The sequence below is a fragment of the Amycolatopsis sp. NPDC039088 genome, assembly GCF_055598845.1.
Genome location: NZ_JBVKAE010000004.1, coordinates 1 through 12,986 on the forward strand (window position 1 = coordinate 1; position 12,986 = coordinate 12,986).

Genomic DNA, 12,986 nt, shown 5'->3' on the forward strand with positions numbered 1-12,986 from the left:
CTCGGCTCGCCCTTGATCAACGGAAGATCAGGGACGTTGAGTGTCCCTGATCTTCCGTTGATCAAGCTCTACCTCGACTTTGCCGGGACCCTGACCTGACGGTAGGGAAGGAGGCCTTCACGGACCGGCCGGACCCACGGGCGCTCAGGCGTGTGCGGGATCCGCGACCCAGCTGGCGAGCAGGCTGAGTGCCCGCTCGCTGTCGGAACCGGGCTCGGCGGTGTAGATCACCAGAGCCTGGTCCGGATCGTCGGGCAACCGCAGCGTCTCGTAGCGCAACCGGAGTTCACCCACGATCGGGTTGATCATCGCCTTCCACGCGTGCGCCTTCTCTCGCACGGTGTGCTTCGCCCACAGTTTCCGGAATTCCTCGCTGCCGAGGGAGAGCTCGCCGACCAGCTGCGCGAGATAGGGGTCGTCCGGATATTTACCGCTCTCGGATCGCAGATTCGCCACGACCTCCTTGGCGACGGTCTCCCATTCCGGATGCATTTCCCGCGCGTTCTCGTCGAGGAAGAACATCTTCGGGATGTTGCGCTCGCCGGGAGCGCAGGCGGCAAAGTCGAACGACAGCGCCCCGCCGAGCGAATTCCAGGCCAGCACGTCCAGATAGCGGCCGAAGACGAACGCGGGTGAGTGGATGGCGTTCAGCATCGTCTGCAGTTCCGGCCGGACGCGCTGCGCCCGCGGCCGCGCGACGCGTTTGCGTTTGGGGGCGGCCAGGTTGCGGAGGTAGGTCTCCTCGTCGCGGTGCAGCCGCAGCGCCCGGCTCAGCGATTCGAGGACCGAATCGGAGACGTTGCGCGCCCGGCCCTGTTCGAGCCGCGTGTAGTAGTCGACGCTGATCCCGGCCAGCTGCGCCAGCTCCTCGCGCCGCAGCCCGGCGACGCGCCGCTGGTTGAACCCTGTCGGCAAACCCAGGTCCGCCGGGTCCAGCGCGGCTCGGCGCGCCTTGAGGAAATCGCCCAGTTCGGCCGTGTCGGTCATGTCCACGAGTATCCCCGACGCGGTCGGGTATGTGCCTGGTCCTGCCAGTCCCAGGGACGGCTCAGCCCTGCGGCGGCACGACCAGATCCGCGCAGGACGTCTCGTCGGGAAGGAGCGGCCGGAAGACGACGAGCCAGGTCGTCTCCGCCGTCCTCCACCTGGTCCCGTGGGCGGCGGACCTCGCCAGGTTCTCGGCCTGGCGCGCGGCTTCTCCTTCGAGGACGACGCAGAGGCCGCCGTCGACATGCTGGATGTCGGCGAAGGGCGCGAAGGGCCATGGCCGCACATCGGGGTTTTCGGGATGCTGGTCGGCCGCCCAGCCGATGGCGGCCATCCGGCTCGGCCGGTAAGTCGCGGGGACGCCCTCGGCCTCCTTCGCGACCTCGGTCAGCTCGTCCTGGAAATCGGCGAGTTCCCCCAGTCTGCCGCCGGAACCGCTTCGTGGCGTGGAAGCGCGGACCTGGTGTCCGCCGTAGAGCGTGAAAACGAGCAGATATCCGTCGATCGCGTCGTCGTTCGGGACGTATTCGTCGCGGTCGAGGTCGGCACCGTAAGCCGCGTTGTAGACACTTCGCACCGCTCGATCGCCCAGACGCTTCTCACGGACTGTCTGGAGAGCTCCTTCGGGTTCGCCGGGAACGAGCAGCCGCCCACCGCCGTAGAGGCTGAATTCGGGGAGCAGCGCGGGTTTCGGACTCGGCATGCCGACATAGGTCTTGGCGCGCAGGACCAACGTTCCCGGGTCCGACGGTGGTGGCGGCGCGCCGCCGCAAGCGGCCACCAGTGCGAACAACGACACGAAAACGATCCCCAGGCGCATACCGCGGAGACGGAAACCGGACCCGGTCCGGTTGCGTCGATTTATGGTCCTTTCACTCGGACACGATCTGGCCCTGTCCTTCGGTCCAAAGAGGGGACATCGTGAGGGCATGGACAGCGAGCGAAGAAGTGTGACGATCGGCGTACTGGGGGTGCTGGTCGTCGGCGCGTCCGTGCCGGTGACGGGAATGCTCGACGGCTACCCGGTGATCACCGGGCAGGCGCTGCGCTACGCGCTGGCGGGAGTCATCCTGCTGGCGTGGGCGCGGCTGAGCGGGCGCCCGTTGCCGTTGCCCGGCGCGCGTGACGTGCCCGCGCTGCTCGCCCTCGCGGCGACCGGGATGATCGGGTTCCAGGCTTGCCTGCTGTTCGCGCAGCGCTACGCCGAACCCGGCCTGGTCGCGGCGTTCCTCGGCGGCACACCGCTCGTGCTCGCGCTCGCCGGTCCGCTGGCCAAAGGGAAACGGCCGTCCTGGGCGCCGGTGACCGGGGCGGTGCTCGCCGGGCTCGGGATCGCCGTCCTGTCCGGCGGTGGCGCGGCGCGCTGGCAAGGATTGGTGCTCGCGGCGCTGGCGATGGTGTGTGAAGCGCTGTTCACGCTGCTCGCCGTCGGCGTGCTCGAGAGGCTCGGGCCGTTGGCGACCGCGACCTGGGGTTGTTTCGCCGCGGGTATCGGCGGTGCTGTCGTCGGCACGATCGCCGACCCGTCCGGCGCCTGGGTGTGGCCGGACGGGCGTGAACTGATCGCGCTCGGCTACCTGACGGTCGTCGTCACCGCGATCGCGTTTCTTCTTTGGTACTCGGCGGTTTCCGCGCTGGGAGCGGACCGGGCCGGGGTGCTGGTCGGGCTGATGCCGGTCTCCGGGCTCGCCGTCTCGCTCCTGCTCGGTATGCAGGATTTCCGTTTCTCCCAGGTGTTCGGGGTCGCGCTGGTGTCCTCAGGCGTCGTGATCGGCCTGCGCCGTCGCAAGCTCGACGAGCCTGGCGCATTTGACGTCGAAGTGCTTCACGAGGTCGCCGCCGATGATCGCGACCATGACCGAGCGCAGCGGCCCGTCGAAGGTGACCTTCTGGACGAACTCCGTCCCACCGTCGACCGCGGTCAGGCTCAGTTCGAGCGCCATGGTGCCCAAGGGGATCGGCTGGCAGAAGGCGATCTCGCGGTGCTGGGCCAGAGAGGTGATCGTGAACGGGTCAGCGAACCGTGAGTGCAAGCGGCCGCGGAATCCGTTCGGTACGAGGAATCCGGTCGTTCCCACCTCGGTTGGCCCGTGGAGTTCGATGCTGACGAGGTCGGGATCCCAAGCTGGCCACCGGGTGAAGTCGGCCAACGGCGCCCAAAGTGAGGCCGGTGAGCAGGGCAGGATTTCGCGGGAGGTTCTGGTCCAGGTCATCCCCGGACGATATATGGAACCGGCAGTCTCGTAAACTGGGGTGCATGGTTCGGGGCAGGCCGAGAGAAGAAGGAATCGACGACGCGGTCCGCGACGCGGTGCGGGCGTTGCTGGCCGAAACCGGTTACCAGCGCTGCACGATCGACGCGGTCGCGGCGCGGGCCGGGGTCGGCAAGGCCGCCGTGTACCGGCGGTGGCGCTCGAAGGCGGAACTCGTGTTCACCGCGGTGATCCATTCGGCGGACTTGGCGCCGCCGGAGGACACCGGTTCGCTGCGGGGTGACGTGGCGGCGGTCCTCGAGGTGATCCAGTCCTCTTTGGACGGTCCGGAACTGCGGCGGGCGCTGCCGTCGCTGCTCGCCGACGTCCGGGCGGATCCCGTGCTGGAAGCACGGTTCGGCGAGGTCTTCCTCGGGCGCGAACGCGGATATCTGGTCTTGATGCTGGATCGGGCCGTCGAGAGAGGCGAACTCCCTCGACGGCCCGATCCGGCGCTCGTGCACGCGATGCTGCTCGGCCCGGTACTGACATGGCTGCACCTTTTCACCGAGCCGCCGCCTCCCGGCGGGTTGGCGGCCTCGCTCGCCTCACCGCTTCATGCGGCTGTGGTCGCCCTCGGCGCTTAACGGCCGCCGCGCGCCATGCGGAGCACGTCGAGTGCTTCGTCCAGTTGGGCTTCGGTGAGCTTGCCGTCGGCGACGTGACCGCGTTCGATCACGACCTCGCGGATCGTCTTCAGTTCCTTGAGGGCCTGCTTCGCGATCGCGGCCGCCTCTTCGTAGCCGATGTATTTGTTGAGCGGCGTCACGATCGACGGCGAACCCTCGGCGTACTCCCGCGCGCGGTCGGCGTTCACCGTCACCCCCGCGAACACCTTGTCCGCCAGCAGTCGCGAAACCGCGGCGAGCAGCCGCGCCGATTCGAGCACGTTGCGCGCGATCACCGGCAGGTTCACGTTGAGCTGGAAGTTGCCCGCCGCGCCGGCGAAGGCGACCGCCGCGTCGTTCCCGATCACCTGGGCGACCACCTGCAGTGTCGCCTCCGGGATCACCGGGTTCACCTTGCCCGGCATGATCGAGGAGCCCGGCTGCAGATCGGGCAGCGCGAGTTCGGCGAGTCCGGTGCGCGGGCCGGAACCCAGCCAGCGCAGGTCGTTCGCGATCTTGTTCAGGGACACCGCGACCGTGCGCAGATGACCGGACGTCTCGACGACGCTGTCCTGCGTCGCCTGCGCCTCGAAGTGGTCGCGCGCCTCGGTCAGCGGGAGGCCGGTGACCGAAGCCAGTTCCTGCGAAACCGCGGCGCCGAAACCTTCCGGCGCGTTCAGCCCGGAACCGACCGCGGTGCCGCCGATCGGCAGTTCACCGAGCCGCGGCAGACCGGAACGCAGCCGCTCGACACCGAACCGGACCTGCGACGCCCACGCGCCGGCTTCCTGCCCGAGGGTGATCGGCACGGCGTCCATCAGGTGCGTACGGCCGGACTTCACGATGTCCGCCCACTCGGCCGCTCGCGTCTCGATCGCGGCGGCCAGGTACTCCAGCGCCGGGATGACGTCGGACAGCACGGCTTCCGTCGCGGCGACGTGGATCGTCGTCGGGAAGGTGTCGTTCGAGGACTGCGACGCGTTGACGTGGTCGTTCGGGTGCACGTCGCGGCCGAGCGCCCGCGACGCGAGCGTCGCGATGACCTCGTTGGCGTTCATGTTCGACGAGGTCCCGGAACCGGTCTGGAACACGTCGATCGGGAAATGCGCGTCGTGCTCGCCCTCGGCGACCTCGTCGGCGGCCTTCGCGATGGCCTCGGCGACGTCGGCGTCCAGCACGCCGAGTTTCGCGTTGACCCGCGCGGCCGCGGCCTTCAGCAGGCCGAGCGCGCGGATCTGCGCCCGCTCCAGGCCACGGCCGGAGATCGGGAAGTTCTCGACGGCGCGCTGCGTCTGCGCGCGGTAGAGGGCGTCGACGGGGACGCGCACCTCGCCCATGGTGTCGTGTTCGATCCGGTATTCCTGTTCAGCCATGCCTCAAGTTTCGCGCAGTCACACCTGGCGCGCTCCGTGTCTTTCGGCACGCGAGGGCTAGGATCGATTGTGTTCTCGATCACGCCGCCCACCACCGGCCGGGGAGAGTGCCGAATGAGCGAGTCCGCTGGGGAAACGTCGTACGACCTTGTCATCATCGGGGCAGGTCCGACGGGTTTGTTCGCCGCCTACTACGCGGGATTCCGCGGCCTTTCGATGGCCGTCGTGGATTCACTGCCGGAGGCGGGCGGGCAGGTCACCGCGATGTACCCCGAAAAGATGATCTACGACGTCGGCGGCTTCGCGGAGATCCGGGGCCGGGATCTGGTGCAGGGCCTGCTCGATCAGGTCGCTCCGTGGAAGCCCACGTATCTGCTCGGACGCAAGGCGGAGAAACTCGAAAGTGTCGAAGGCGGCATCACCATCACGCTCGACGGCGGACAGGTCCTGCGCGCCGGGGCGGTGCTGATCACCGCCGGGATCGGGGAGTTCACCCCGCGTCCGCTGCCCGCCGGGGACGGCTGGCTCGGCCGCGGCATGGTGCATTTCGTGCCCTCGCTGCAGGCGCACGCAGGCCAGCATGTGGTCGTCGTCGGCGGCGGGGACTCGGCTTTCGACTGGGTGCTCGCCCTGCACCCGGTCGCCGCGAGCGTCACCCTCGTGCACCGGCGCGCGAAGTTCCGTGCGGCCGAATCGATCGTGCGGCAGGTGCGGGAACTCGGCGTGCGGATCATCACCGACGCCGAAGTCACCCGGTTCCTCGACCGCGACGGCGCGCTGGCGGAGGTGCAGGTCCAGGTCAAAGACGCCGAACCCGAGGTGCTGCCCGCCGATTCGGTGGTCGCCGCGCTCGGTTTCACCGCGGATCTGGGGCCGATCGAAAGCTGGGGACTGCGGATCGACCATCGCGCGATCGCCGTCGACTCGACCATGGCGACCCCGCGGGAGCGGGTCTACGCGGCGGGCGACGTCGCGGCGTATCCGGGGAAGGTCAAGCTGATCGCGACCGGCTTCGGCGAGGCGGCGACGGCGGTCAACAACATCGCGGTGATGCTGGACCCGGACGCGCATCTGTTCCCCGGTCACTCCAGTAACGCGGAGTAGCGCGTTAAGCAGGCGGGGCGGGCGGAGCCGGAGGCGTGATCTTCTCCGCGATCCACTGCGCGTAAGCCACCACCGAGGTCGCGATCGACGGCGAAGTCGCGCAGACCGGGTCGGCGTTCCCCGGACGGCTGATCGCGCCCAGCAGAACCCACTTCTCGTCGACCTTGGCGATCTCCGGTCCACCGGAATCGCCGTAGCACGAACCCGATTTCCCGCCGGGATTGTCGGTGCACAACTCGACGGCACCGTCGAATTTCGCGGTGCAGCGCACGCCTTCGACGATCTTCGTGTCCAGTTGCTGCAGCTTCGCCGTGCCCTTGCCGCAGCCCGAAGTCGGGCAGGTCTGGCCCCAGCCGAGCAGCCGCGTCGGCGTCTCCGGCGCCACGGCCGTCCCGATCGCGATCGGGACCGACTTCACCGGGGCGGCCAGCCGCACCAGCGCGAGGTCGCCGCCCGCGTGTTCGGGCGCCGGGTTGAACGCGGGGTTCACGATGATCTCGGCGGGTTTCGCGCTTTCGCCGCCCGTGGTGTTGTCGTTGCTTCCGATCCGCGCGCTCAGATTCGCCGGGTTCTTGCCCTCGACGCAGTGCCCCGCCGTCACCAGCCAGTCCGCCGTGATCAGCGCACCGGCGCAGAAAGCCTTACCGGAGGCCGAATGCAGGGACACGATGAACGAATACGGCTCGTCGGCCTCTCTGCCGCCGACGAGGTCGCCCGCACCCGTGGCCTGCCCGACCGGCGTCAAGACCATCGCCGTCAGCAGGACCACGAGCACGCGCTTCAGCACGGATTCTCCTTAGGGGAGCGGGGGAACGACGTCGTCGTCCAGCGAATCGTCGAGGTGGCCGTCGAAGTTGACCGACGAATACGAGCGAAGCTTGGTCAGCCGGTGGTAGCCGTCGATCATCCGGACCGTGCCGGACTTCGACCGCATCACGATCGACTGGGTCGTCGCGCCGCCCGCGCGGTAGTGCACGCCGCGCAGCAGGTCGCCGTCGGTGACGCCGGTGGCGCAGAAGAACACGTTGTCGCCGCGGACGAGGTCGTCGTTGCCGAGTACGCGGTCGAGGTCGTGGCCCGCGGCCAGTGCCTTCTCACGTTCGGCGTCGTCCTTCGGCCACAGACGGCCCTGCAGTTCGCCGCCGAGGCACTTCATCGCGCAGGCCGCGATGATGCCTTCGGGGGTGCCGCCGATGCCGAGCAGCATGTCGACGCCGGTGGTCGGCCGGGCCGCGGCGATCGCGCCGGCGACGTCGCCGTCGGAGATGAAGCGGATCCGGGCACCCGCGTCGCGGACCTCCTTGATCAGCCGGTCGTGACGCGGCCGGTCGAGGATGCACACGGTGACGTCGGAAACGCTGGAGTTCTTGGCCTTCGCGACCCGGCGGATGTTCTCCGCGACCGGGGCGGCCAGGTCGACCTTGCCCGCGGCGTCCGGGCCGACGGCGAGCTTCTCCATGTAGAAGACCGCGGACGGGTCGAACATCGCGCCGCGTTCGGCGACCGCGAGCACGGCCAGCGCGTTCGGCATGCCCTTGGCCATCAGGGTCGTCCCGTCGACCGGGTCGACCGCGACGTCGCAGTCCGGCCCGTCGCCGTTGCCGACCTCTTCCCCGTTGAACAGCATCGGCGCTTCGTCCTTCTCGCCCTCGCCGATGACGACCACACCACGCATCGAAACGGTCGAGACGAGCTGGCGCATCGCGTCCACGGCGGCGCCGTCCCCGCCGATCTTGTCCCCGCGCCCCACCCAGCGGCCCGCGGCCATCGCGGCGGCTTCGGTCACGCGGACCAGCTCCATCGCGAGGTTGCGGTCAGGCGCTTCAGGGCGTCGAGAAGAGCCGGCGGACGAGGTGGGGGTGGGCATGAGGCCTCCCGGGTCAGGGAACTCGGCGGGGTCCCAGTCTCTCAGATACCCGCCGTGCATCGGCGACTCGGAGAGCATGGTGAACGTCACTGACCGTCGCCGGTCTCCTCCTCCACGGACGACAGCGCGGCCTCGATCCGCTCGCGCGCGCCCTCGAGGTGGTGTTCGCAGACCTTCGCCAGCTGCTCGCCCTTCTCCCACAGGGCGAGCGACTGCTCCAGGGACAGCCCGCCCGCTTCGAGCTCGCGGACGACCTCGACCAGCCTGTCGCGGGCCTGCTCGTAGCCGAGTTCGGCGGTCTCGCCACCGGGTTTGCTCACGCTGTGCTTCCTTCTACCGGACGTCGGTGCTTGCCGATACCCGCGCACACTACCGCGCCGGCCATGGCGTTGTCGTAACCCACGAAGGCGAGAGCGAACTCCTGGCCGTCACCCTCCGCGATCGCCGCCACGAGGTTCTCCTGGGCTCGCGCCACCCGTTTGCGGTGCCCTGCCCCGTCCGCGAACCACCATCGGGTACCGACGTGCTCGGCCGTGGCTTCCGACAGCCTGCGCAGCTGGGCGTCGAGATCCCGCTTGGTCGAGAGCTCACAGCCCGCCAGCAAGACCGTCCAGCATTCGGCGGCCGCGCGGTCGGTCAGGATCGCGTGACGCAGCACCTCGGGGGCGTCGGCACGCTTCGCGGCGTCGACGGTCAAAGGCAGGAAACTCGCCGTCAACGCTCCTCCTCCGGTCCATCCGAGACGACGGCGCCGATCGCGCCATCGACCACCCGGACGCGCAGTTTCGCGCCGTCCGCGACTTCGGAGACGGACCGGAGTACCTGGAGGTTGCCTTCGGCGTCGGTGTACTGAACCACCGCGTAGCCGCGTTCGAGGGTCGCCGCCGGGCCGAGCGCGGTCAGCCGCGCGCGGGCACTGGCGATCTCCGCCTGGTCCTTGGCGAGCAGGGTGAGCATCGCGCGGCGTCCGCGTTCGCGGTGGATTTCGATGTCGTCGGACCGCCGCTGGATCGGGCCGAGCGGATCGGCGAGCACGGGACGGCTGCGCATCTGGGTCAGCAGCCTGACCTGGGTGTCCACCCAGCCGTGCAGGGCGCGGCGGCCGCGGTCGCGCATCTGGTGGACCCGCTGGGTCTCCTCGCGGACGTCGGGCACGATCCGCTTGCTGGCGTCGGTCGGCGTCGAGCAGCGGAGGTCGGCGACGTGGTCGAGCAGCGGGGTGTCCGGCTCGTGCCCGATGGCGCTGACCACCGGGGTCCCGGCCGCGGAGACCGCGCGGCACAGCGCCTCGTCGGAGAACGGCAGGAGGTCTTCCACGCTGCCGCCACCGCGCGCGATCACGATGACGTCGATGTCCGGATCACGGTCCAGTTTGGACAATGCCTGGAGGATCTGCGGAACGGCGAGCGACCCCTGCACGGCGGTGTTGATCACCTTGAACGCGACATGCGGCCAGCGGGCCTGCGCGTTCACCAGCACGTCGCGTTCGGCGGCCGACGCGCGTCCGGTGATCAGCCCGATTCCCTTGGGCAGGAACGGGATCTTGCGTTTGCGTTCCGGCGCGAACAGGCCCTCGGCGGCCAGCAGCCGCCGCAGCCGTTCGATCCGCGCGAGCAGTTCACCGATGCCGACCGCGCGGATCTCGTTGGCGCGCAGGCTCAGCGAACCGCGGTTCATGAAGAACGTCGGCTTCGCGTGCACCACGACGCTCGCGCCCTCGCGCAGCGGCGGTTCGATCGTGCGCAGCAGACCCATCGGGCAGGTCACCGACATCGAGACGTCCGCGGACGGGTCGCGCAGCGTCAGGAAGGCGGTGTTGGTGCCTTGCCGGGCCGAGATCTGCGTGACCTGGCCTTCCACCCAGACCGCGCCGAGCCGGTTGATCCACTCGCCGACCTTGCGGGCGACCGTGCGGACCGGCCACGGGTTCTCCGCGGTGGTGGACGGACCCGCCGCCGCCGTGGTGGGTTCGGCGCTCACTGGCCTTCCGCGCCGTCGCCGTCGGCCTTCTTCACGTTTCCGATGCGGCGCGCGAGCATGCCGACGAACGACGGCCTGTCGGCGTTCGCGCGTTCGTAGGTCAGCAGCTCCTCCAGCTGCGCCAGGTCGAACCGCCGCAGCCGGGCCCGCAGCTGCGGCAGGGTGAGCGTGTCGTAGTCGGTCAGCCCGGCAGGGCCGGAGGTCACGGGCGCCTTCGCGCTGTCGAACTCGCCGTCGGCGTGGTCCTCGGCGAGCGCGCGCTCCTCCTCGGCCCACGGGTCTTCGGTGAGCTGTTCGAGATCGCGGAGGTGCCCGTTCGTCTCGGCACGCGGCTCGGGGACCTCGGCCTCCTCACGCAGCGGGATCACGCACGAGTCGCGTTCGTAGCGACGCTCGTTCACCTCGGGCGGGAGGTCTTCGTCGAAGGTGGCCCAGCTGGGGGTGTCTTCGACCGGGTGAAGGCCCGAGAGCGCGTCGTCACCCTTGATCGCGAGTTCGGTGACGTGCTGCTGCACGCGCATGGAGAACTGGAGCACCTGGCTGACCACCGTGACGGGGAGCCCGGTGAGCTGCTTGGGAAGTTCGCGAACCCGCTCGGCGGTGGTGACGGCGAGGCCCGCGGCGACCCGGAGGGGGAGCGGGAGAGGCTTCATACGTCTAGCCTGCCGTATCTGGTCCATCCTGCCCAACCGAACGAGTGGGTCGGCTCACCGGACGTGACGCCACGCACATACTTTCGAGGGGTTCGCAGGTCACCTGAACGTGAGTGCGAGGTGCCCCGGAGGCAGCCCGTACCCTGGGGGCATGAGTTCTGCGAGTCCCGGAATCACGCCCGCCGGCAGTCCGACGATCACCGAGTCCGGTGTGCCGGCAGGTGGCAAACGTGTCCTGCTCGCGAAGCCTCGCGGCTACTGCGCCGGTGTCGACCGCGCGGTCATCGCGGTCGAAAAGGCACTCGAGCTCTACGGGGCGCCGGTGTACGTGCGCAAGGAGATCGTGCACAACCGGCACGTCGTGGAGACCCTGCGCGAACGCGGGGTGATCTTCGTCGACGAGACCTCCGAGGTGCCGGAAGGCGAGCTGGTGGTGTTCTCCGCGCACGGCGTCTCGCCCGCGGTGCACGCCGAGGCGGCCGAGCGCAATCTGCGGACCATCGACGCGACCTGTCCTCTCGTGACGAAGGTCCACAAGGAGGTCAACCGGTTCGCGAAGGACGACTACGACATCCTGCTGATCGGTCACGAAGGCCACGAAGAGGTCGAGGGCACTGCCGGCGAAGCTCCCGACAAGGTGCAGCTGGTCGACACCGCCGAGGACGTCGACAAGGTCGAGATCCGCGATCCCTCGAAGGTCATCTGGCTTTCACAGACCACCCTTTCGGTTGACGAGACCATGGAGCGCGTCGACCAGTTGCGGGACAGGTTCCCGGGCTTGGCCGACCCGCCCAGCGACGACATCTGCTACGCCACCACGAACCGCCAGGTCGCGGTCAAGGCGATGGCCGCCGAGTGCGACCTGGTGCTGGTGGTCGGCTCGACGAACTCGTCCAACTCGAAGCGGCTGGTCGAGGTCGCACTGAAGGCTGGGGCGCGCGCGTCGCACCTGGTCGACTTCGCGCACGAGGTCGACGAAGCGTGGCTCGAAGGTGTCGAGACCGTCGGCGTCACCAGCGGCGCTTCGGTGCCGGAGGTGCTGGTCATGGACCTGCTGGCATGGCTGGCCGAGCGCGGCTGGGACAACGTCGACGAGGTCACCACGGCGAACGAGAAGATCGCGTTCGCGCTGCCGCACGAGCTGCGTAAGGCCGCGAAAGCCTGACGCCTGCTACGCGAAAAAGGGCCGCCCGAGGAGTTCTCGGACGGCCCTTTTTCCTGGTCAGAGGCTCAGGCGAGAGCAAAGGTCCCTTGCTTCACCGCTCGTCGTCCCACGGGCGGCGAGGCGGCTGGCCACCGCGGCGCGGATCGTCCGCACGCGGCGGACGGCGGCGCGGGGCACCGGGAGTGCCGTCGGTACGCGGGTCGCGGCGACGGGGTTCGCCGCCTTCGGGAGGCCGTGGCCGCCTGGGCTGACGTCCCGGGGGCGGGGGTTTACGGGCGCCGGGCTCGGCGTCGCGGCGAGGACGGCGTTCGTCGTCGACAGGACGGCGGCGCGGCGGCGCGTCGTCCCGCGGCGCACCACGGCGCGACGGCGGGGGCGGGGTCTGGCCGGTACGGGAGGCCGGACGGCCACGGCCCGCGGCGGCGGGCTTGGCCGGGGGTTTGCCCTCGTCACGACGTTCCGGCTTCGCGGTGGACTTCAGCTTCACGGGGGCGTCGGGATCGCGTTCGCGGTAGATCCGGAAGACGCCGATCGCCAGGGTGACGCCGGTGGTGATGGCCATCGTCGGGAAGCCGTTGATCAGCGGGCCGCCGACGTCGACGGCTCTGGACAGCAGGTCGGTGCCCTTGCTGCCGTCCGAGGTCAGGAGGATGACCCCCGGGACGGTCACGGCGAGGACCAGGGGCGGCTGCACCATCGGGCCGAACAGCCCGCGGCGCTGCACGGCCACCACGGCGGCCACCGCGCCGAGCGCGTAGCACGCCTTGAACAGTAGGCCCAGGTCCTTCTGCATCATCATGTCGACGAAGGCGCCAAGAATGGCGAGCCCGAAGCCCACCAGGACGGCCGCCCACCAGGGCAGCCCACGCCTGGCGCCGACGAGCGGACGCTCGTCCCAGGCAACGGGAACGTCGTCGGCATCAGGATCGCTCTGGCGATCGCGAATCGCGGTCACAGGCCCCACCGTATATCCAAGCTGCGGACATACCGCCAACAG

14 protein-coding genes and 1 pseudogene are annotated in these 12,986 nt (G+C 69.5%); 4 read left to right on the forward strand and 11 right to left on the reverse strand.

The genetic code is table 11. The features are described from left to right. Positions 1-144: 144 nt before the first annotated feature. Both ACZ7KI_RS06410 and ACZ7KI_RS06415 read right to left on the reverse strand, forming a co-directional pair. Positions 145-987: a helix-turn-helix transcriptional regulator gene (locus tag ACZ7KI_RS06410; RefSeq protein WP_470272176.1), complete on the reverse strand. Its 843-nt coding sequence runs from the start codon at positions 985-987 to the stop codon at positions 145-147. Between the two features lie 61 nt (positions 988-1,048). Continuing rightward, positions 1,049-1,786, reverse strand: a complete 738-nt coding sequence (locus tag ACZ7KI_RS06415; RefSeq protein WP_470272177.1) for a hypothetical protein — start codon at positions 1,784-1,786, stop codon at positions 1,049-1,051. A gap of 130 nt (positions 1,787-1,916) precedes the next feature. On the opposite strand from ACZ7KI_RS06415, the pseudogene ACZ7KI_RS06420 reads away from it, so the two are divergent. Next, positions 1,917-2,747, forward strand: a pseudogene (locus ACZ7KI_RS06420) (DMT family transporter); the annotation flags it as partial. Here the strand turns inward: ACZ7KI_RS06420 and ACZ7KI_RS06425 are convergent. Next, complete coding sequence (locus tag ACZ7KI_RS06425) at positions 2,745-3,200, reverse strand: SRPBCC family protein (protein ID WP_470272178.1); 456 nt, start codon at positions 3,198-3,200, stop codon at positions 2,745-2,747. The pseudogene ACZ7KI_RS06420 and the gene ACZ7KI_RS06425 sit on opposite strands and share 3 nt — an antisense overlap. Before the next feature lie 44 nt (positions 3,201-3,244). On the opposite strand from ACZ7KI_RS06425, the gene ACZ7KI_RS06430 reads away from it, so the two are divergent. Then, positions 3,245-3,826, forward strand: a complete 582-nt coding sequence (locus ACZ7KI_RS06430; protein ID WP_470272179.1) for a TetR/AcrR family transcriptional regulator — start codon at positions 3,245-3,247, stop codon at positions 3,824-3,826. On the opposite strand, the gene ACZ7KI_RS06435 is transcribed toward ACZ7KI_RS06430, so the two are convergent. After that, positions 3,823-5,220, reverse strand: a complete 1,398-nt coding sequence (locus ACZ7KI_RS06435; protein WP_470272180.1) for a class II fumarate hydratase — start codon at positions 5,218-5,220, stop codon at positions 3,823-3,825. The two genes, ACZ7KI_RS06430 and ACZ7KI_RS06435, sit on opposite strands and share 4 nt — an antisense overlap. Positions 5,221-5,334: 114 nt before the next feature. Between ACZ7KI_RS06435 and ACZ7KI_RS06440 the strand changes: the two genes are divergently transcribed. Next, positions 5,335-6,324: an NAD(P)/FAD-dependent oxidoreductase gene (locus tag ACZ7KI_RS06440; RefSeq protein WP_470272181.1), complete on the forward strand. Its 990-nt coding sequence runs from the start codon at positions 5,335-5,337 to the stop codon at positions 6,322-6,324. 4 nt (positions 6,325-6,328) lie between these two features. Here ACZ7KI_RS06440 and ACZ7KI_RS06445 read toward each other — a convergent pair whose 3' ends face one another. From ACZ7KI_RS06445 to ACZ7KI_RS06470, 6 genes are all read right to left on the reverse strand, one after another. Further along, positions 6,329-7,111, reverse strand: coding sequence for a S1 family peptidase (locus tag ACZ7KI_RS06445; protein WP_470272182.1), 783 nt, complete (start codon positions 7,109-7,111; stop codon positions 6,329-6,331). Between the two features lie 9 nt (positions 7,112-7,120). After that, entirely contained in the window at positions 7,121-8,191 is a 1,071-nt protein-coding gene (glpX, locus tag ACZ7KI_RS06450; RefSeq protein WP_470272183.1) for a class II fructose-bisphosphatase, read from the reverse strand. A gap of 86 nt (positions 8,192-8,277) precedes the next feature. Continuing rightward, a complete protein-coding gene (locus tag ACZ7KI_RS06455) occupies positions 8,278-8,511 on the reverse strand; it encodes an exodeoxyribonuclease VII small subunit (RefSeq protein WP_037306508.1) in 234 nt (77 codons plus the stop codon). Then, positions 8,508-8,909 carry a hypothetical protein gene (locus tag ACZ7KI_RS06460; protein WP_470272184.1) on the reverse strand — a complete coding sequence of 134 codons (402 nt, stop codon included), beginning with the start codon at positions 8,907-8,909 and terminating at the stop codon, positions 8,508-8,510. The genes ACZ7KI_RS06455 and ACZ7KI_RS06460 overlap by 4 nt, the downstream gene beginning before the upstream one ends. Then, the gene (gene xseA, locus ACZ7KI_RS06465) at positions 8,906-10,171 is read right to left on the reverse strand and encodes an exodeoxyribonuclease VII large subunit (RefSeq protein WP_470272185.1); all 1,266 of its coding nucleotides are present in this window, start codon (positions 10,169-10,171) and stop codon (positions 8,906-8,908) included. Before xseA ends, ACZ7KI_RS06460 begins: the two co-directional genes overlap by 4 nt. Next, a complete protein-coding gene (locus ACZ7KI_RS06470; RefSeq protein ID WP_470272186.1) occupies positions 10,168-10,824 on the reverse strand; it encodes a lipid droplet-associated protein in 657 nt (218 codons plus the stop codon). Before ACZ7KI_RS06470 ends, xseA begins: the two co-directional genes overlap by 4 nt. Positions 10,825-10,975: 151 nt before the next feature. On the opposite strand from ACZ7KI_RS06470, the gene ACZ7KI_RS06475 reads away from it, so the two are divergent. Continuing rightward, positions 10,976-11,989 carry a 4-hydroxy-3-methylbut-2-enyl diphosphate reductase gene (locus tag ACZ7KI_RS06475; RefSeq protein ID WP_470216396.1) on the forward strand — a complete coding sequence of 338 codons (1,014 nt, stop codon included), beginning with the start codon at positions 10,976-10,978 and terminating at the stop codon, positions 11,987-11,989. Between the two features lie 91 nt (positions 11,990-12,080). On the opposite strand, the gene ACZ7KI_RS06480 is transcribed toward ACZ7KI_RS06475, so the two are convergent. Continuing rightward, positions 12,081-12,944, reverse strand: a complete 864-nt coding sequence (locus ACZ7KI_RS06480) for a DUF6542 domain-containing protein (RefSeq protein WP_470272187.1) — start codon at positions 12,942-12,944, stop codon at positions 12,081-12,083. Positions 12,945-12,986: the final 42 nt, after the last annotated feature.

Excerpts from the sequence above, each read along its gene's own strand:
- ACZ7KI_RS06410 (WP_470272176.1), bottom strand. The coding sequence starts at position 987 with ATGACCGACACGGCCGAACTGGGCGATTTCCTCAAGGCGCGCCGAGCC.
- ACZ7KI_RS06425 (WP_470272178.1), bottom strand. The coding sequence starts at position 3,200 with ATGACCTGGACCAGAACCTCCCGCGAAATCCTGCCCTGCTCACCGGCC.
- ACZ7KI_RS06430 (WP_470272179.1), top strand. The coding sequence starts at position 3,245 with ATGGTTCGGGGCAGGCCGAGAGAAGAAGGAATCGACGACGCGGTCCGC.
- ACZ7KI_RS06435 (WP_470272180.1), bottom strand. The coding sequence starts at position 5,220 with ATGGCTGAACAGGAATACCGGATCGAACACGACACCATGGGCGAGGTG.
- ACZ7KI_RS06440 (WP_470272181.1), top strand. The coding sequence starts at position 5,335 with ATGAGCGAGTCCGCTGGGGAAACGTCGTACGACCTTGTCATCATCGGG.
- glpX (WP_470272183.1), bottom strand. The coding sequence starts at position 8,191 with ATGCCCACCCCCACCTCGTCCGCCGGCTCTTCTCGACGCCCTGAAGCG.
- ACZ7KI_RS06470 (WP_470272186.1), bottom strand. The coding sequence starts at position 10,824 with ATGAAGCCTCTCCCGCTCCCCCTCCGGGTCGCCGCGGGCCTCGCCGTC.
- ACZ7KI_RS06475 (WP_470216396.1), top strand. The coding sequence starts at position 10,976 with ATGAGTTCTGCGAGTCCCGGAATCACGCCCGCCGGCAGTCCGACGATC.